The organism is Stenotrophomonas sp. TWI1149, from assembly GCF_039673155.1.
Lineage (GTDB): Bacteria > Pseudomonadota > Gammaproteobacteria > Xanthomonadales > Xanthomonadaceae > Stenotrophomonas > Stenotrophomonas maltophilia_AA.
This window is the reverse complement of sequence record NZ_JBDJLB010000002.1, coordinates 88895-106721: the sequence shown is the minus strand read 5'-3', so window position 1 is coordinate 106721 and position 17827 is coordinate 88895. Positions and strand designations below refer to the sequence as shown.

The 17827-nt window shown below is 68.7% G+C and carries 15 protein-coding genes; 8 read left to right on the top strand and 7 right to left on the bottom strand.

The window, feature by feature from the left end; all coding sequences use genetic code 11:
* The first annotated feature begins 11 nt into the window (after positions 1-11).
* On the top strand, positions 12-473 hold the full coding sequence (locus ABE424_RS02550) for a bacteriohemerythrin (protein WP_346478557.1): 462 nt from the start codon (positions 12-14) through the stop codon (positions 471-473).
* Here ABE424_RS02550 and ABE424_RS02545 read toward each other — a convergent pair whose 3' ends face one another.
* On the bottom strand, positions 474-1751 hold the full coding sequence (locus ABE424_RS02545) for an MFS transporter (protein WP_176989555.1): 1278 nt from the start codon (positions 1749-1751) through the stop codon (positions 474-476).
* 173 nt (positions 1752-1924) lie between these two features.
* Between ABE424_RS02545 and ABE424_RS02540 the strand changes: the two genes are divergently transcribed.
* On the top strand, positions 1925-2554 hold the full coding sequence (locus ABE424_RS02540) for a hypothetical protein (protein ID WP_346490767.1): 630 nt from the start codon (positions 1925-1927) through the stop codon (positions 2552-2554).
* A 5-nt stretch (positions 2555-2559) separates the two neighbouring features.
* On the opposite strand, the gene ABE424_RS02535 is transcribed toward ABE424_RS02540, so the two are convergent.
* Entirely contained in the window at positions 2560-4062 is a 1503-nt protein-coding gene (locus tag ABE424_RS02535; RefSeq protein WP_346490766.1) for an aldehyde dehydrogenase, read from the bottom strand.
* 114 nt (positions 4063-4176) lie between these two features.
* Here ABE424_RS02535 and ABE424_RS02530 point away from each other — a divergent pair, with 114 nt between their 5' ends.
* The 3 genes from ABE424_RS02530 to ABE424_RS02520 all read left to right on the top strand — a co-directional run bounded on the left by ABE424_RS02530 (position 4177) and on the right by ABE424_RS02520 (position 7913).
* Positions 4177-5529 carry an aspartate aminotransferase family protein gene (locus tag ABE424_RS02530; protein WP_346490765.1) on the top strand — a complete coding sequence of 451 codons (1353 nt, stop codon included), beginning with the start codon at positions 4177-4179 and terminating at the stop codon, positions 5527-5529.
* Between the two features lie 79 nt (positions 5530-5608).
* Positions 5609-6484: a plasmid replication/partition related protein gene (locus ABE424_RS02525; RefSeq protein WP_346490764.1), complete on the top strand. Its 876-nt coding sequence runs from the start codon at positions 5609-5611 to the stop codon at positions 6482-6484.
* 136 nt (positions 6485-6620) lie between these two features.
* Entirely contained in the window at positions 6621-7913 is a 1293-nt protein-coding gene (locus tag ABE424_RS02520) for a DUF445 family protein (protein ID WP_179459321.1), read from the top strand.
* Positions 7914-7976: 63 nt separating this feature from the next.
* Here the strand turns inward: ABE424_RS02520 and ABE424_RS02515 are convergent, their stop codons facing one another.
* Both ABE424_RS02515 and ABE424_RS02510 read right to left on the bottom strand, forming a co-directional pair.
* Positions 7977-9272, bottom strand: a complete 1296-nt coding sequence (locus ABE424_RS02515; protein ID WP_346492308.1) for an aminotransferase class V-fold PLP-dependent enzyme — start codon at positions 9270-9272, stop codon at positions 7977-7979.
* A complete protein-coding gene (locus ABE424_RS02510) occupies positions 9272-11659 on the bottom strand; it encodes a TonB-dependent receptor (RefSeq protein ID WP_346492307.1) in 2388 nt (795 codons plus the stop codon). The genes ABE424_RS02515 and ABE424_RS02510 overlap by 1 nt, the downstream gene beginning before the upstream one ends.
* A 359-nt stretch (positions 11660-12018) precedes the next feature.
* Between ABE424_RS02510 and ABE424_RS02505 the strand changes: the two genes are divergently transcribed.
* The 3 genes from ABE424_RS02505 to ABE424_RS02495 are packed head-to-tail and all read left to right on the top strand — an operon-like array spanning position 12019 to position 14359.
* Positions 12019-12414 (top strand): DUF3649 domain-containing protein, encoded by a 396-nt coding sequence (locus tag ABE424_RS02505; protein ID WP_346478549.1) that lies wholly within the window; start codon positions 12019-12021, stop codon positions 12412-12414.
* Entirely contained in the window at positions 12411-14027 is a 1617-nt protein-coding gene (locus tag ABE424_RS02500) for a PepSY-associated TM helix domain-containing protein (RefSeq protein WP_346492306.1), read from the top strand. The genes ABE424_RS02505 and ABE424_RS02500 overlap by 4 nt, the downstream gene beginning before the upstream one ends.
* Positions 14024-14359, top strand: a complete 336-nt coding sequence (locus ABE424_RS02495) for a DUF3325 domain-containing protein (protein WP_176989546.1) — start codon at positions 14024-14026, stop codon at positions 14357-14359. The genes ABE424_RS02500 and ABE424_RS02495 overlap by 4 nt, the downstream gene beginning before the upstream one ends.
* Positions 14360-14455: 96 nt before the next feature.
* On the opposite strand, the gene ABE424_RS02490 is transcribed toward ABE424_RS02495, so the two are convergent.
* From ABE424_RS02490 to ABE424_RS02480, 3 genes are all read right to left on the bottom strand, one after another.
* Positions 14456-14992, bottom strand: coding sequence for a GNAT family N-acetyltransferase (locus tag ABE424_RS02490; protein WP_346492305.1), 537 nt, complete (start codon positions 14990-14992; stop codon positions 14456-14458).
* Between the two features lie 15 nt (positions 14993-15007).
* Positions 15008-17152, bottom strand: coding sequence for a bifunctional 23S rRNA (guanine(2069)-N(7))-methyltransferase RlmK/23S rRNA (guanine(2445)-N(2))-methyltransferase RlmL (gene rlmKL / locus ABE424_RS02485; protein WP_123729701.1), 2145 nt, complete (start codon positions 17150-17152; stop codon positions 15008-15010).
* Positions 17153-17259: 107 nt separating this feature from the next.
* Complete coding sequence (locus ABE424_RS02480) at positions 17260-17787, bottom strand: hypothetical protein (protein WP_346492304.1); 528 nt, start codon at positions 17785-17787, stop codon at positions 17260-17262.
* Positions 17788-17827 lie beyond the last annotated feature (40 nt).

The following is a 17827-nucleotide window of genomic DNA, read 5'->3' as shown; positions in this document are numbered from 1 at the left end:
GGGAACGCACCATGGCACTTCTGGTCTGGCAGGACGATCTGAACATCGGCATCGATGTCATCGATCACCAGCACATGCGCATCGTGGAGATGCTCAACCACCTGCACGTCGCCCAGAAGAGCCTCGAGCGGCTGGCCGTGGCCGAAGTGATCGACGAGCTGGTGGACTACACGATGTCCCACTTCGCCTTCGAAGAAGAACTGATGGAGGAAGCCGGCTACCCGTTCTGCGCGGCGCACAAGCGCGTGCACGAGATTTTCGGCAAGCGCGTGGGCGAGTACCGGCTGCGCTTCCAGGCCGGCGAAGACGTCACCGAAGAGCTGCGCACCATGCTGTCGCGCTGGCTGTTCAACCACATCCGTGGCGATGACAAAGCCTACGCGCCGCAGGTCAAGCAGCACCTCAACCAGTTCGCGCGCGACCACCAGCAGGGCAGCTGGCTGGGCCGCACGCTGAAGCGCTTCTTCCGCTGATCAGCGCCCGCGCCGCCCCATCGCCAGCAGCGCCACGATGGTGATCAGCGCGGTCACGCACAGGTAGTAGCCCACCGCCACCAGCCCATAGCGTTCGGCCAGCCAGGTGGCCACGTACGGCGCCGGTGCGGCACCGAGGATGCCGGCCAGGTTGAACGACAAGGACGCGCCGGTATAGCGCACCTGGACTGGATAGATCTCGGCCAGGAAGGTGCCGCAGGGCCCATACGTCAGCCCCATCAGGAACAGCCCCAGCGCCAGGAAGCCCAGCACCAGCCAGGGGCTGCCCGCCTGGAACAGCGGCGCGAACACCACGCCGAAGGCGAGGATCAGGCCACTGGCGACGATCATGGTGCGGCGCGTGCCCCAGCGGTCGCCGTACAGCGCGGAAATCGGAATGCCCGCCGCGAAGAACAGGATGCCGACCATCTGCAGCAGCAGGAACTGCTCACGCGAATACCCCAGCACGGTGGTGCCGTGGCCCAGCGTGAACACCGTCATCAGGTAGAACAGCACGAAGGTGGCGAATGCCCCCAGGGTGCCCAGCACCAGAGTCAGTGGATGCTCGCGCAGCACGGTCAACATCGGCAGCTTGACCCGTTCGTTGCGGTCCAGCGCGGCCTGGAACTGCGGGGTCTCGTGGATGTTCAGGCGTACCCACAAGCCAATGCCGACCAGCAGCGAGCTGGCCAGGAACGGCACGCGCCACCCCCATTGCAGGAAGTCGGCCTCGCTCATCGCGCGCCCCAGCAGCAGGAAGATGCCGGCCGAGAGCAGGAAGCCCAGCGGCGCGCCCAGCTGCGGGAACATGCCATACCACGCCCGTTTGCCGGGCGGTGCGTTCTCGGTGGCCAGCAGCACCGCGCCGCCCCACTCCCCGCCCAGTCCCAGGCCCTGGCCGAACCGGCACAGCGCCAGCAGCGCCGGCGCCACCAGGCCGATGCTGGCATGCGTGGGCAGCAGGCCGATCGCCACGGTCGAGATGCCCATCGTGAGCAGCGCCGCCACCAGGGTGGCCTTGCGCCCGATGCGGTCGCCATAGTGGCCAAACACCGCCGAGCCGACCGGCCGCGCGATGAACGCGACGGCGAAGGTCGCCAGCGACTGCAGCATCGCCGCCCCGTCGCTGCTCTCCGGGAAGAACAGGTGCGGGAACACCAGCACCGCCGCCGTGGCGTAGATGTAGAAATCGAAAAACTCGATGGTGGTGCCGATCAGGCTCGCCAGCAGGATGCGGCGGGGGGAGTTCACGACAGGGGCGACAGCAGGTGTGGACATCGGGTACGCAGGAATAGGCAGCTGCCGGATTCTGCCACGCCCACCCCGGGCCTGCCGCGATGGTTGCAGACGAGACTGTCAGGCTGTGACCGGGTCGGCGACCTGCGCATCGGGCAGGAACTTCCCCTGCACCGCCCGGTCTCACCGCGGTCACCCCACCAGGACGGTAACGGATGTCTGCCTCAAGGAAGAGTGCCACCGCCTCACGCTGGACACAGCCGACCGCCATCGCCGTGGTGATCGTGATGCACGGGCTGATGCTGGGCGTGCTGCTGCGTTCACCGGCCCCCCGTGTTGCCGCTGATGAAGCGCGCCTGGCGCTGTACTGGTTGCCGACGCCGTTGCCTGCACCGGTTCCCCCGCCCACGACGGCCGCCCTGCCCTCCCCGGCGCAGGCCGCGGCACCGCGGCGCGTGCGTGCGCCCGTCGCGGCTACGCCCCGCCCCGCATCGCACGCCGCCGTGGATTCCCTGCCCGAGCCCGTGCCGCTGGACCTGAGCGTGCCGTCGTCGTTGACCGGCAGCGGCATCGACGCCGCGTCACTGGTGCCGCACGTGCTGGGCGACCGGGACGTCCATCCGGCATTCCAGCCCCGGCGCAAACGCTTCCGCATGAAGGCCGGCATGACGCCGGAGCAGATCGTGCAGGGCATCTTCCAGATGATCGGTGCCTGGCCGCCAGGCTACATGGTGGATCAGTGCGGACTCACCCGGCAGCAGATCGATTACCTGCGCAACGCCGTGGACGAGATGGATCGCGACCTGCTGCGCGAGTCGCTGATCCGCCACAGCCAGGACTGCTGAGGTACTCATTCGCCCAGATGAATCCAGGTTGCTTTGAGCTCGGTGTATTTGTCGAAGGCGTGCAGGGATTTGTCGCGGCCGATGCCGGACTGCTTGTAGCCACCGAACGGCGCGCTCATGTCGCCGCCGTCCCATTGGTTGACCCAGACACTGCCCGCACGCAGCCCGCGGGCCACGCGGTGCGCACGCCCCAGGTCGCGCGTCCACACACCGGCGGCCAGGCCATAGACCGAGTCGTTCGCCATGCGCAACGCGTCCTCTTCATGGTCGAAGGTCAGCACCGACAGCACCGGCCCGAAGATTTCCTCGCGGGCGATGGTGTGCTGCGGATCGACGTCATCGAATACCGTCGGCTCCACATAGCTGCCGCCCGGCACCACCTCGCGCCGCTTGCCGCCCAGCAGCAGGCGCGCGCCCTCGGCCTCGCCGCGTGCCACGTAGTCCAGCACGCGGCCCGCGTGCGCCTCATCGACCAGCGCGCCCATCGCGGCGTCCGGCTCGAACGGATGCTGCGGCTGCATGTGCCGGCCCTGTGCGAGCACCCGCGCCACGAAGGCATCCTTGATCGAGCGCTGGACCAGCAGGCGCGAGCCTGCCGTGCACACCTCGCCCTGGTTGTAGAAGATGGCGGTGGCGGCGGCCTGCGCGGCCTTGTCCAGATCCGGCGCGTCGGCGAACACCAGGTTCGGGCTCTTGCCACCGCACTCCAGCCAGGTGCGCTTGAGATTCGATTTACCCGCGCACTGCAGCAACCGGCGGCCCACGGCGGTGGAGCCGGTGAAGGCCAGCGCATCCACGTCCATGTGCAGCGCCAGCGGTTCGCCGGTGCGCTCGCCATGGCCCGGCAGCACATTGAACACGCCGTCGGGCACCCCGGCTTCGGCGACCAGTGCGGCGAGGCGGATCGCGCTCAACGGCGACCGTTCGGACGGTTTGAGCACGATCGAGTTACCCGCCGCCAGGGCGGGCGCGATCTTCCACGCCGCCATCAGCAGCGGGAAATTCCACGGCACGATCACCGCGACCACGCCGACCGGCTCGCGGGTGATCAGGCCCAGCGTGTCCAGCGCCGTCGGGGCGACCTCGCCGTACACCTTGTCGACCGCCTCGGCCGTCCAGCGCAGGCAGCGCAGCACCCCGGCCAGGTCGCCCTGGCGCGCGTCGCGCACCGGCTTGCCCATGTCGAGGGTTTCCAGCAACGCGAGTTCGTCGGCGTGCCGTTCAACGAGATCGGCCAGCCGCAGCAGGACCTGCTTGCGGTGCGACGGTGCGGCCCGCGACCAGTCCCCTGCGTCGAAACTGCGCCGCGCCGCCGCGACCGCACGGTCCACATCCACGGTATCGGCGTCGGCCACCTGCACCAGCACGCGGCCGTCGATCGGGCTGATGCAGTCGTAGCGCGCGCCGCTGGCGGCATCGACATACCGTCCATCGATGAAGGCCTGACCCTGGAAGGCCAGTGCATCGGCCTGGCGCTGCCAGTCGTCACGGGTGCGTGCGGTGGTCATGGGCGTCATCGTCGCGGTGTCATTCGGGTAAGGCGGTTATACCCGCCGCCGTCACGGGATGACGTGAGGCGGGTGCGATAAAGTCGTGACCATCGCGACCCTGCGGAGTGCCTCATGCCTCGTCCCGAATCGTCGTTGTCGACCCTGGCCAGCCAGGCGCCTGCAGACCTGGATGCGTATTGGATGCCGTTCACCGCCAACCGCCAGTTCAAGGCCTCCCCGCGCCTGCTGGTCCGCGCCGAGGGCATGTACTACCACGACGCCGACGACCGCCCGATCCTGGATGGTGCGGCCGGGCTGTGGTGCTGCAACGCGGGGCATGCGCGGCCCCGGATCGTGCAGGCGATCCAGCAGCAGGCCGCCACGCTGGATTTCGCGCCGCCCTTCCAGATGGGCTCGCCGCTGCCCTTCGTGCTGGCCCAGCGCCTGGCCGCGCTGGCGCCGGGCAGCTTGAACCATGCGTTCTTCACCAATTCGGGTTCCGAAGCGGTCGACACCGCGATGAAGATCGCGCTGGCCTACCATCGCCTGCGCGGCGAGGGCCACCGCACGCGCTTCATCGGCCGCGAGAAGGCGTATCACGGCGTCGGCTTCGGCGGCCTGTCGATCGGCGGCCTGCCCAACAACCGCAAGAGCTTCGGGCCGTTGCTGGCGGGCAGCGATTTCCTGCGTCACACGCTCGACCTGCAGCGCAATGCCTTCAGTCCCGGCCTGCCGCGCCACGGCGCCGAGCTGGCCGAGGACCTGGAGCGGCTGATCGCCCTGCACGATGCGTCCACCATCGCGGCGGTGTTCGTCGAGCCGATCGCCGGCTCGGCCGGCGTGATCCTGCCGGCGCCGGGCTACCTGCAGCGCCTGCGCGAAATCTGCGACCAGCACGGCATCCTGCTGGTGTTCGATGAGGTCATCACCGGTTTCGGCCGGGTCGGCAATGCCTTCGCCGCGCAGCGCTTCGGGGTCACCCCGGATCTGCTGACCCTGGCCAAGGGCCTGACCAACGGCGCAGTGCCGATGGGGGCGGTGCTGGCCAGCGATGCGATCCACGGTGCCTTCATGCAGGGTCCGCCGGCCGCGATCGAGTTCTTCCATGGCTATACGTATTCCGGTCATCCGCTGGCCTGTGCAGCCGCCCTGGCCGCCCTGGATACCTACGCCGACGAGCATCTGTTCGAGCGTGCCCTCGAGCTGGGCGACTACTGGCAGGAGCGGCTGCACAGCCTGCGCGGGCTGCCGCATGTGATCGACATCCGCAACTTCGGCCTGATCGGCGCGGTCGAGCTGATGCCGCGCAAGGATGCCCCGGGCGCACGGGGCTACGAGGTATTCGAGCGCTGCTTCCGCGACGGCCAGCTGCTGGTGCGCTGCACCGGCGATGTGATCGCACTGTCGCCGCCGCTGATCCTGGAGCGCAGCCACATCGACCGGATCGTGGACGTGCTGGGCGAGATGATCCGCGCGACCGGCTGAGCCTGAATCCATCGGCGACGACGGCGGCCGCCGCGATCCTTACAATGGTCGGTCACGTTTCGCTCGCGTACCGGATTGCATGGACATTGTCGTCAAAGAAGAACTCAAGGCCTACATCGACCCGCTGACCCCGGACGAGCACGACGCCCTGGAGCGCAGCATCCTCGCCGAGGGCTGCCGCGATGCGCTGGTGCTGTGGGGGGAGGTGCTGGTGGACGGCCACAACCGCTACGGCATCTGCCAGAAGCACGGCCTGCCGTTCCAGACGATCCAGAACACCCGGTTCCAATCGATGGACGACGTCCACCTGTGGATGATCGAACAGCACCTGGGCCGCCGCAGCGTGTCCGATTTCCAGCGCGGCGTGCTGGCGCTGCGCAAGCGCGACATCCTGGCCGAGCGTCATCGCGCCGACCAGGCCCAGCTGCAGAAGGAAAGCGACGGCGAGATCAGCGGCCCGGCCGATGCCGGTGACGAGGACAGCCCGCCATGGGCCGCCGCGCCGAAGGTCAGCCGCGCCGACATGGCCCGCGAAGCGCGCCTGAGCAGCAGCCAAGTGACGATGATCGAACGCATCCACAAGCAGGCCGCGCCGGAGCTGGTGGAAGCAGTCAAGACCGGGGTGATCTCGATCAGCGCCGCGGCCGCCGTGGCCGACCTGCCCGAAGACGAACAGCGCGCCGCGGCCGCCGCCGGCAAGGACGAACTCAAGCAGGCCGCCAAGCGCGTGCGCGAGTCCAAGCGCAAGCCGCGCAAGCCGGCCCAGGAGGTGCTGCACAGCGCCGATGGCGACGCCGAGGTCGACCCCAGCCGCGCCGCCGAGATCGCCGATGCGCTCAACGCACTGGGCGAAGGCCCGGCCGAGCTGCGCCAGCGCATCATCGCGCTGACCCTGGAGAACGACACCCTGCGCCAGCAGCTGGCCGCACTGCGCAAGCAGGTTGCGGACGTCTGAGGTAGTGGCGGGGGGGGGGGGGGGGCCGCCGGCGGCAGAGGGGGGGGGGGGGGGGGGGGGGGGGTGGGGGGGGGGGGGCGGGGCCCCGCCCCCCGGCACTACCTCGCAATCATCCTTCGGTCGTTAGACTGCCGCAATGACGCCGATCTCCCCGCCCGACCCGCGCCGCGCCCAGCTGCGCCGCCTCAAACTGATCGCCTTGGCCATGCTGGTGGCGATGCTGGCCGGATTCGCGGTCAGCCACTGGCACGGCGAACGGGGCATCTGGGCCTGGGTCTCGGCCTTCTGCGAAGCGGCCGCGGTCGGCGCGCTGGCCGACTGGTTCGCGGTGGTCGCGCTGTTCCGGCGGCCGCTTGGCCTGCCGATCCCGCATACCGCCATCATCCCGCGCAGCAAGGACCGCATTGCCGACAGCCTGGCGTTGTTCGTGCGCGACCAGTTCCTGGAACCGCAGGCGCTGCTGGCGAGGCTGCAGGTGTTCGATCCGGCCAGCCGTCTCGGCAGCTGGCTCGCCGAGCCCGCACGCGCCCGCATGCTGGCCGACATGGCGCGCGGCTGGGCGCTGCAGGCGCTGGATTTCCTCGATGAGGCCGCGGTCCGGCGCAGCATCCAGGGCTTCGTGATCCAGCAGCTGCGCCAGTGGAACGCGGCCGCCACCGCCGGTGAACTGCTCGGCCTGTTGACCGCCGACAACCGCCACCAGCGCGTGCTGGATGAAGGCCTGACCCGGATCAGCGAATGGCTGGGCAACGAGAAGGTCAAAGACCGCGCCTCCACCCTAATCGTGGGCTACATCCAGCGCGAGTGGCCCAAGCTGGCCAGCACCGTCAACTGGGTCAAACCGATCGACGAGATCGGTGACACCCTGGCCGAGCGACTGGCGCACGCGGTGCTGGAAGAACTGCAGCAGATCCTGGCCCAGCCCGAGCATCCGCTGCGCCGCGATTACGAAACCTGGCTGAGCGACTACATCCAGCGCCTGCGTGAAGACCCGGCCCTGGCCGAGAAAGTGGAGCAGCTCAAGCAGCAGGTGATCGACCACCCGGCCGTGCAGGAGTACGTGCAGGGCCTGTGGGCGCGCATCCACGCCAGCCTGCGTGCCGACCTGGCCAGCGAGGACTCTGCGCTCGCCGGCCATCTGCGCCGCAGCCTGGCCTCCGTGGGTGAGGCGCTGCAGGCCGACCCTTCGCTGCGCGAGGCGCTCAACCAGCACCTGATGGACGGTGCCGAGCGCCTGACCACCCGGCTGCGCAGCGGCGTGACCGAGCACATCGCGCAGACGGTCAAGAGCTGGGACGAACGCCACCTGGTCGAGCAGCTGGAACTGAGCGTTGGCCGCGACCTGCAGTTCATCCGCTTCAACGGCACCCTGGTAGGTGGTCTGATCGGCGTGATCCTGCACGCGCTGACGGTGTGGTTCCACTGGTAGCCCGACCCGCGTCGGGCCTGCCGCCGGACGCTGGCGAGGTCACCGCCAGCGTCGTCGGGTGCCTCAGCCGGCGACCGCGCGTACCGCCGCCACCAGTGCGTCCATCTGCGCCGGCGTGCTGAAGATGCCCGGCGTCACCCGCAGGCAGGCGCCGGAGGCCAACCCCTCGCGTGGCACCACGAACACCCCGGACTGCTTCACCATCCGCTGCGAGGTGGCGGTGTTGTCGCGCATCGTGGTCTGCCCGCGCACCCGGAACGAGGTGATCGCACTGGACAACCGCGGGTCGTCCGAGCCCAGCAGCTGGATGCGCGCGTCGCCGCGCAACGCGTCCATCCACTGATTGCGCAGGCGCAGCAGGCGCGCACGCTTGTTGGCCACCCCGATGCGCTCGTGCAGGTCCAGTGCGACCGGCAGTGCCATGTACGCCGCGAAGTTGACCGTGCCGGTGTGCACGCGGGTGCGGATGTCGTCGTGGTCCTGCTCGCCCATGTACGGATCCAGATCACGCACCCGTCCGCGGCGGACGTACACCGCGCCGACACCGACCGGCGCACCGATCCACTTGTGCAGGTTGATCCCGATGAAATCCACGCCCAACGCACGCAGCGGCGTATCCACCTGGCCGATGCCGTGTGCGGCGTCGAGCACCACCTCCACGCCGGCCGCCCGGGCCAGCGCGGCGATCTCGGCCACCGGCAGCAGCATCCCGTTGCGATGGTTGACGTGGGTCAGCAGGAGCAGGCGCACGCGCGGGTTGGCGGCCAGCGCGCGGCGGTAGGTCTCCACGATGCTGTCATGGTCGAACGGCTCGGGCAGCGTGATCGCCACCGGCTGCACGCCGCGCCGCGCCTGCAGCCACTGCATCGCGCTGATCATGCTGTCGTAGTCGGTGTCCGCGTACATCACCGCATCGCCCGGCGACAGCCCGCGGTAGCTGCCGATCAGCACCTGCATCGCTTCCGTCGCACCGCGGGTGAGCACGATCTCGTCGGTTTCCACCCCCAGCACCTGCGCCAGGCGCACGCGGGCCTCTTCAAACAGCGGCGGGAACGCCAGGCGACCGAACCAGGCGTTGCCGGCATTCACCGTGGCAGTGGCCTGCTGGTAGGCCTGCAGCACCGGGCGCGCCATCGCGCCCCAGTAGCCGTTGTCCAGCATCACGACCTCATCGGTGAGGTCGTACAGCGCGCGGACCTGCGCCCACCAGGTTTCGTCGGCGGCAAGCTCTGTGGGCGTACGCGTGCCCACTGCCGGCAGCGCCATCGGTTCAGCACCCATGGCGGTCGTGCCGGAAAGTAGCGTGGCGACCGGCAGGGCCAGTGCGCCCCGCAGCAGAGAGCGTCGTTGCCGGTCCATCAGTAGCGGATCCGGTATTCGGCGTAGAGGTTGCGGCCGTCGGTGTCATACGGCGCGTTCCGCGAATAGATCAGGCCGCGACTGGCCTGGAAGCTGGCCTCGTCCGGGTAGCGGTCGAACAGGTTGTCCGCGCCGATCCGCAGCGTCTGCTGCTCGGTGACAGTCCAGCTCACCGCCAGATCGACGAAGCTCATCGCCCCGAAGCGCTGGAAGATGTCGCCGGTGGCATTGCCCGAAGAGTCTGTCCATGCCCCGTAGTATCGCAGCTTCCCGAGCACGCTGAAGCGACCCCACGCGTAGGTGCTGCTGAGCGTGGCCTTCTGCCGCGGCAGGCGCTCTTCGAAGATGCGGCGCTGGCTTTCACTGGTGGCCACGCCGGTGGCACCGCTGTCCACCTGGGTCTGGTTGTAGTTGTAGCCCAGCGTGGTACTCAGTCGTCCCGCGCCAAGTGCGGTGGTGTGGCTGGCGACCACATCGACACCGCGCGTGGTGGTGTCGAAATCGTTGGTGTAGAAACTCACCGAGGTGTACGCCAGCGGGTTGGGCACGCCGGTCGGCACCGCGAACGAGGCCGACTGGCTGAAGCGGTCGGTGACCTTGATGTCGTACAGGTCCACCGAGCCGGAGAAGCCCAGGTCGTTCTTCCAGGTCAGGCCGAGCGAGGCGGTACGCGACTGCTCCGGCTTGAGCGGCTGGGCACCGAGCTGGATCGCGAGCGGATCGCTGGGCGACAGGCGGCCGGTGGTGAACACCTGCAGGGTCACGGTGTCCAGGCCCTGCTGGGTGCTCTGCGTATAGAGCTGGCCCGGGGTCGGCGCACGGAAGCCGGTGGAGACCGAGCCGCGCACCGCCAGGTCCGGGGTGAACTCGAAGCGGCTGGAGAGCTTGCCGTCCACGCTTTCACCAAAGGCGGAGAAGTGCTCGTAACGGGTCGCCGCGCCGACGGTCCAGCGTGCCGTCAACGGGGCTTCGACATCGATGTAGGCCGCGCGGCTGCGCTGGCTCCAGCGCCCGGCATTGGCCGCGCTGAAACCCGGCGCACCATTTGCCCCACCGGCCAGGCCGGTCACCGCACCCGGGCCGATCGCGTACGACGCCGGATCGCCGGCATCCACCCCGTAGGTTTCCTCGCGCGTCTCCGCGCCGAAGGCGATGTTGATCGGCGCGGCCAGCGCGCTGACCGGCAGCGAATAGACGAGATCCGCGTTGAGGTTCTTCTCTTCCTGCGAGAGGCGCCCAAGGTAGAACGAGGTTGGGCTGTCCGGGCCGAGCGAGGCGTTGATCGAATTGCCCAGCGTGTAGTCGATGCGATTGCGCCCGTAGGAGCCGCTCACATCCCATCGCCAGCGCTCGCCCCAGTAGCCGCGCAGGCCGAGCACGCCCTGCAGGTCGTCCTGCTCGTTGCCGTATTTCGGGCTGAAGCCGGTCGGGTACAGGCTGCGCGCATCCCAGCCGGGGAACACGCGGCTGCGGTTGTAGACCGAAGCGGTGCCATCGGGATTGCGCCAGTTGAAATCACTGACGCCTTCGCTGTGCCCGTACAGACCGAAGCCGTAAAGGTCGACGCTGTCGTTCAAGGCCAGGGTGAGGTTGAAGCCGAAATGGCGGTTTTCCAGGTCGGGCTGGCCCCAGCGCTGCACGGGATCGGGCACGACCAGATCCGGATGGGCGTTCTGGAAGGCGATCGCATCGGCGCGCTGGCGGCTGCGCGAGGTCGCATCGGACTTGTCCCAGTCGGCGAACAGCGACAGGCTGCCCTTGTCGCCCAGTGCAAAGCCGTGGCGGCCGCCGATCTTGCGGCCGGTGCCATCGCCCTCGCTGTATTCGGAGAGGCCCAGCGACAGCTCACCCCCGACGCGATCATCCAGGATGATGTTGATCACCCCGGCGATGGCATCCGAGCCGTATTGCGCCGACGCACCGTCGCGCAGCACTTCGATGCGCTGGATCGCATGCACCGGAATCTGGGCCAGGTCCGGGCCCTGCGCACCGCGTGCACCGAGCAGCGCAGAGCGGTGGAAGCGCCGGCCGTTGACCAGCACCAGGGTCTGGTCCGGCGAGAGGCCACGCAGCGTGGCCGGCCGCACGAACACCAGGCCGTCGTTCATCGGCATGCGTTGCACCACGAACGACGGCACCAGCTGGGCCAGCACATCGTTGAGGTCGGACGACTCGATCGCCTGGATCTCTTCCTGCGAGAACACGTCCACCGGGGCCAGCGTGTCGAACTGCGTGCGGTTGCTGCCGCGCGTGCCGGTGACGATCATCGTGTCCAGGGTGGCGGGGGCCGCGGCATTCCCTGCCGGAGCGGCCTCGGCGCGCGCATCGGCGGCGGTGGCGAAGGTAAGGACGGACAGCACCGCAACAGCAAGGGCACAACGATTCACTGACGACTCCGCGAACGAACAGATGGGGGGTGCCGTGACGGTGTGTCACGACATCCTCACAGTCTGTTGACGCGATATTGCCCGGCCGTGACACACAGGCGACGGTCTGCAGCCCACCGGACGTAGCCAAGCGCACGGCGTTTACCCGGTCCCGACACCACCCTGACGCTTGTCTCACTAAATGATAATGCCTATCATTCACCAATCCGCTGTGCGCCTGGCCAATTGACGCACCGAGGCCCTGCGCTTTCCCGCGCGACGGTCCCGTGTACCTCCCATGATCCGTGGTTCCTCGCACCGCCTTCTGCCTTTGGCAGCGTCGCTGCGCGCGCGTGCTGCCGATTCTCACACTGGAAGGGATGGCCACTATTCTTCATCACCGGCTGCGGCCGGTGATGCCCGTTTCCCCGATCGATCAGCAGGTTTCCGTGGACAGCACGCCGAACGCCAGCGCCAGGTTCAACCGTCTTGGTTCTTTCTTCACCCGCCCCTGGTTGGGCGTGTTGTCACGCTCGCTCGCCGCGATCTTCGGCGGCTACGCACTGGCCGCCACCTGCTCGATGTTCTTCGCCGTCGCCCTGCCGATCGCGCGTGGCCAGGCCGTGCTGACCGGCATGCTGGTGGCGATCGTGCTGTGCGCCTGCGCGGCGTTGTGGGCGTTCGCCACCCGCACCGCCCTGCGCGCCTGGGTCGGGATCCTGGTTCCCACCGTGCTGTTCTGGGTGGGCACCCGCCTGCTGCAGGGGGCCGCATGAAAAATGGATTCCGCCAGTCGATGGCCTGGCTGCACACCTGGACCGGCCTGCTGGTCGGCTGGCTGCTGCTGCTGATTTTCATGGCCGGCACCGCCAGCTATTACCGCGAAGAGATCAGCCGCTGGATGCGCCCGGAACTGCCGCGCAGCAGCGTCACCGCCGACGTGGCCGCCGAACGTGCGCTGACCTTCCTGCAGCACAAGGCCCCGCAGGCCGAGAGCTGGAACGTCACTCTGCCCGACCCCCGCAACCCGGCGATGCGCATGTTCTGGCGCAACCCCGAATCGATGGTCAAGCCGCCGGTGGAAGGCGAGCGTCGCCGGCGCGGCGGTGGTCGCTTCGGCGATGCCACCGTCGATCCGAACACCGGCGAGGAGATCGCCGCGCGCGAGACCCGCGGTGGCGACTTCTTCTACCGCCTGCATTTCGACCTGCACTACATCCCGGTGTACTGGGCGCGTTACCTGGTGGGGTTCTGCGCGATGTTCATGCTGGTGGCGATCATCACCGGCGTGATCACGCACAAGAAGATCTTCAAGGACTTCTTCACCTTCCGTCCGGAAAAGGGCCTGCGTTCGTGGCTGGATTTCCACAACGTCAGCGCGGTGATGGCCCTGCCGTACCACGCGATGATCACCTACACCGGCATCGTCACCCTGATGTTCATGTACCTGCCGTGGGGCGTGAGCGTGGCCTACCCCAAGGATGAGGAGGCGTTCTTCAGCGAGGCCTTCGCGCGCCTGGCCGAGATCGAGACCCCCGCCGAGGGACGCGCCACGCCCCTGCCGATCCAGCAGCTGCTGGACAGCGCCCGCGCCGAATGGAAGGGCGCGGACGTGGCCGGCTTCACCCTGTACCACCCGGGCGCGGCCAACGCGATCGTGGACATCACCCAGCGCGATGGAAAGCGCCTGTCGGTGGATACGCCGTCGCTGCGTTTCAATGCCATCACCGGCCAGTTGATCGAGGCCAGCCCGGCCTCGGGCGGCGCGACCCAGACCCGCGGCGTGATGTACGGCCTGCACCTGGCCCGCTTCGCGGATTGGGGCCTGCGCGCCCTGTTCTTCCTGTCCGGGCTGATCGGCTGCCTGATGGTGGCCAGCGGCGTGGTCCTGTGGGCGGTCAAGGAGCGGCCCAAGCACGCCAAGTCCGGCAAGACCGGCTTCGGCCTGCGCCTGGTCGACGCGCTCAACATCGGCGCGGTTGCTGGCCTACCGATCGCGTTCGCGACCTACTTCCTGGCCAACCGTCTGCTGCCCGTCCACATGGCCGAGCGTTCCGATGCCGAGGTCAATGCCTTCTTCTATGCCTGGGCCGCTGCCTTGCTGGCCGGCTTCGTCTGGCCGAAGCGGATGATGTGGACCTGGCAGCTGTATCTGGGTGGCGTGCTGTTCGCCCTGATCCCGGTGGTCAACGCACTCACCACGCATGCGCATCTGGGCGTGACCCTGCGTAGCGGTGACTGGGTGCTGGCCGGGTTCGACCTGACCATGCTCGCCTTCGGCGCGATGCTGGCCTACTGCGGCCATCGCATGCAGCGCTGGCAGCCCCCGCTGAGCGCGGCCGAAAAGAAGCGTCGCCAGCAGGCGGCCGCGGCGGAGGCCACGGCATGATGCTGCTCGCCATCACGCTGACCTTCTCGGCATTCACGGCGCTGTCGCTGGCCATGGACAAGCACCAACTGGACCTGCATGGCAAAGCCGGCGCCAGCGCATCCCGCATGCGGGTATGGCGCTGGGTGGGCTGGGCGCTGCTGACCGTCGCATTCGCGCTGTGCGTGCTGGACCACGGCTGGGCGATCGGTCCGGTGCTGTGGCTGGGCGCGCTGACGATCAGCGGGGTGGTGATCGCGTTCGGGCTGTATCCATACCGCCCGCGCTGGATCGCGCCGCTGGCGTGGGCGTTGCCGGTGGTGGGGCTGGCGGTGGCGCTCATCGCGCGCTGAGGGAACGGCCACGCATGACGTGGCCCTGCCTTCAGATCGATCCCTGCGGTGCACCCGCCGCCCCCCCCAGGTGCGTAGCTGCATCGCGATCGCCGCTCAGGGCACCAGTGAGAACATGTGCGCGGCGGCAGGACGGTCGTCGATGACCAGTCGGTTGCGCGCCACGCCCTCGCGCAGGGCGCCGGACTTCACCGCCACCCGTTCGCTGGCGAGGTTGCCCACGGCCACGACGATCTCCACCCGATGCAGGCCCAGCGGCCCGAATGCCTGGACGGCCAGTGCCTGCACGACGCGGGGCGCGACACCCTGGCCGCGACACGCCTGCCGGACCCAGTACCCCAGGTTGCAGAACCGGGGGTCGGCCTGGATCTTGTTCAGTCCCGCGCCGCCAACGAAGGCGGCGGTGTCGCGGTCGAATACCCCGTACTCGCAGGCCGTGCCTGCCGCCCAGCCGTCCCGGCAGGCCTGGAACCACTGCAGCGCCTGCTCGACGCTGTAGTCGACCGAGCTCCACGGCATCCAGCGCCGCATACCCTCGGCCGATTCGCGCACCGCCGCTGCGAACGCGGCGGCGTCGGCATCCTCGAACGGTCGCAGCAGCAGCCCGTCGGCGTGGAGGTGGCTGTCGTCCATGTCAGCCCCTTCCCGTCAGGCGCCGTAGCGGCGCAGTTCCCACGCGCGGTGGATGCGCGGGTTGCGTTCGAAGTCGGCACCGATGGTCTCGGGCGAAATCTCCTTGCACTCCGCGAATTCCTTGATCGCTTCGTCGTCCAGCTTGAAGCGGCGGAAGTTGTTGGAGAAATACAGCACGCCTTCCGGGCTCAGGCGCGCCACGGCCGCGCGCAGCAGGCGCACGTGTTCGCGCTGGATGTCGAAATCATCGGCGCGGGCCGAGTTGGAGAACGTCGGCGGATCGCAGAAGATCACGTCGAAGCGGTGGCGCTCTGCTTCCAGCCACGCCAGGGCATCGGCCTGGATCAACTGGTGCTGGCTGCCGCCCTTGCCGTTCAAGGCCAGGTTGTCGGCGCACCACTGCAGGTAGGTACCGGACAGATCCACGCTGGTGGTCGTCGCGGCACCGGCCACGGCGGCCTGCACCGAGGCGACGCCGGTGTAGCAGAACAGGTTGAGGAAACGCTTGCCCTGGGCTTCCTGCGCCATGTGCCAGCGCAGCGGGCGATGGTCCAGGAACAGGCCGGTATCCAGATAGTCAAACAGGTTCACGCGCAGCAGGGCATCGTTCTCGCGCACCAGCACGAACTCGCCGCGCTGCTCGAAACGACCGTACTTGCTGCCGCCCTTGCCACGCTCGCGCGACTTCAGCGCGACCTGCTCGGCCGGCACCTGGAAGACCTCACGCGCGGCCGACAGCAGCTCGTTGCGACGACGACGCACATCGACATCCGGAATGGTCGCCGGGGCCGCGTATTCCTGCACATGCAGGAAGGTGCGGCGGGCACCGCCATCTTCTTCGTAGACATCGATGGCGGCTGCGTATTCCGGCAGATCGGCATCGTAGACGCGGTAGCAGGTGATGCTCTCGCGCGTCCGCCACGTCTTGAACTTCTTGATGTTCTTGCGCAGGCGGTTGGCCACCATCTGCGCGCCTTCGCTGAGCTCGCGCGGCTGGCCGGTGTTCTCGCGCTGCGGCACCGCGATCGGGTCGCAGACGATCAGCGCGCACTCGATGGCGCCGTTGAACAGCTGGTACTTCTTGTTGGCGCGCAGGCCGGTGGCGAACGCCAGGTCGGCGCTGCCGCACAGCAGGCTGGCACGCCACTGCGGCACCGCGCGCTTGAGCGCGTCGCCGAGGCGGCGATACAGCAGGGCATCGGCGGCCAGGCGCTCGTCGTAGGGCGGATTGCAGACCACGCAGCCGGTTTCCTGCAGCGGCACCTGCACATCGGCCACGTCGCGCACGCCGAACCAGATCGCGTGCGAGACACCGGCGGTCTCGGCGTTTTCCTTGGCCGCGCGGATCGCATGCGGATCGATGTCGCTGCCGTGGATCACCTGCTTGAGCGCACCGCGGCCGGCTTCCTCGCGCGTGCGCGCTTCGGCCATCAAGGTGTTCCAGCTCTCGCGGTCAAAGCCCAGCCAGCGGCTCGGCGGGATGCTGCCGTGGCGCTGCAGGCCCGGGGCGACGTCGGCGGCCATCAGCGCGCCTTCGATCAGCAGCGTGCCACTGCCGCACATCGGGTCGAGCAGGCCACCGCCTTCACTGTGGATCTTCGGCCAGTTGGCGCGCAGCAATACGGCAGCGGCCAGGTTTTCCTTCAGCGGCGCCTCGTTCTGCGCCATCCGCCAGCCGCGGCGATGCATCGGGCCACCGCCCAGATCGATCGAGATCGTGGCCCGGCCCTTGCGCAGCGACAGATTGATCCGCACGTCCGGGAACTCGACGTTCACCGACGGCCGTTCCAGGCCCTGCGCGCGCAGGCTGTCGACCACGCCATCCTTGACCCGCTGCGCGGCGAAGCGCGCGTGGGTGATCTCGGTACCGGACACATGCGCGTCCACCGACAGGGTCAGCTCGGGGCTGATGTGCTGCTCCCACGCCATCGCCGACACGCCCTGGTAGAGCGAGCCCTCGTCCGGGCACTCGAACTCGGCCAGCGGCCACAGCACCCGGCTGGCCAGGCGCGACCACAGCACCACGCGCTGTGCCTGCGCCAGCTCGCCCTCGGCGTTGACGCCGGAAATGGTGGCGGTGGCCTTGTCCAGGCCGAGCGCCAACAGTTCGTCGGCGAGCAGATACTCCAGGCCCTTGGCGCAGGAAACAAAGAATTTCACGGAATCGGTATCGCAGGTCAGCGGAGAGGGGGTGCCCACGGGCACGGCAAGCAGCCGGGCACGGAGCCCGGGTGGCCATTGTACGTGACGTGGGCGGGATCGCCCGGTTACAGCGAGGCCAGCAATTCCTCGAACGCCCGGCTCGAGGCCTCGACGTGGTCGGTCAGCCGGTGCCCGTCATCCACCATCAGCAGGCGCGCCGAGCGGGCCTGGGCCCAGGCGATCACCTCGGCCGGCGGGATCAGCTCGTCGTGCCAGGCATGCACCACGCTGGTCGGCACGCGGGCCGCGTCCAGGGCCGGCATCGGCCCCATCCGGGTCGGCGGCACCATCAGGAACAGGCCACGGACCCGTACCTGCAGCGAGGCGATGGCCGAAATGTAGGACCCCAGGCTGGAGCCGGCCAGCACCACCGGGCCCTCGGCGGCACGGGCGGCGGCGAGGGTGACCAGGCGCTGCAGGCGGGCGCGCACGTCGCCCAGGCTGCTGACCTCCCGCTGGGCGTCCAGGTCGGTGTAGTCGGGGCGCTCGTGGGTCCAGCCCAGGCGTTCGGCCACCTCGGCCAGGGCGGTCACCTTGATCGCGTCGGGGCCACTTTCAAAGCCGTGGGAGAGGATGCAGTGGCCGCGGCTCATGCGCGTACCGCGCGGGAATCGATAGGAGCGTTCATGCCCA

Bases quoted from the DNA above. Each gene is read 5' to 3' on its own strand.
- ABE424_RS02550 (WP_346478557.1), top strand. From the start codon at position 12: ATGGCACTTCTGGTCTGGCAGGACGATCTGAACATCGGCATCGATGTC.
- ABE424_RS02545 (WP_176989555.1), bottom strand. From the start codon at position 1,751: ATGTCCACACCTGCTGTCGCCCCTGTCGTGAACTCCCCCCGCCGCATC.
- ABE424_RS02540 (WP_346490767.1), top strand. From the start codon at position 1,925: ATGTCTGCCTCAAGGAAGAGTGCCACCGCCTCACGCTGGACACAGCCG.
- ABE424_RS02535 (WP_346490766.1), bottom strand. From the start codon at position 4,062: ATGACCACCGCACGCACCCGTGACGACTGGCAGCGCCAGGCCGATGCA.
- ABE424_RS02530 (WP_346490765.1), top strand. From the start codon at position 4,177: ATGCCTCGTCCCGAATCGTCGTTGTCGACCCTGGCCAGCCAGGCGCCT.
- ABE424_RS02525 (WP_346490764.1), top strand. From the start codon at position 5,609: ATGGACATTGTCGTCAAAGAAGAACTCAAGGCCTACATCGACCCGCTG.
- ABE424_RS02520 (WP_179459321.1), top strand. From the start codon at position 6,621: ATGACGCCGATCTCCCCGCCCGACCCGCGCCGCGCCCAGCTGCGCCGC.
- ABE424_RS02515 (WP_346492308.1), bottom strand. From the start codon at position 9,272: ATGGACCGGCAACGACGCTCTCTGCTGCGGGGCGCACTGGCCCTGCCG.
- ABE424_RS02505 (WP_346478549.1), top strand. From the start codon at position 12,019: ATGGCCACTATTCTTCATCACCGGCTGCGGCCGGTGATGCCCGTTTCC.
- ABE424_RS02500 (WP_346492306.1), top strand. From the start codon at position 12,411: ATGAAAAATGGATTCCGCCAGTCGATGGCCTGGCTGCACACCTGGACC.
- ABE424_RS02495 (WP_176989546.1), top strand. From the start codon at position 14,024: ATGATGCTGCTCGCCATCACGCTGACCTTCTCGGCATTCACGGCGCTG.
- ABE424_RS02490 (WP_346492305.1), bottom strand. From the start codon at position 14,992: ATGGACGACAGCCACCTCCACGCCGACGGGCTGCTGCTGCGACCGTTC.
- ABE424_RS02480 (WP_346492304.1), bottom strand. From the start codon at position 17,787: ATGAGCCGCGGCCACTGCATCCTCTCCCACGGCTTTGAAAGTGGCCCC.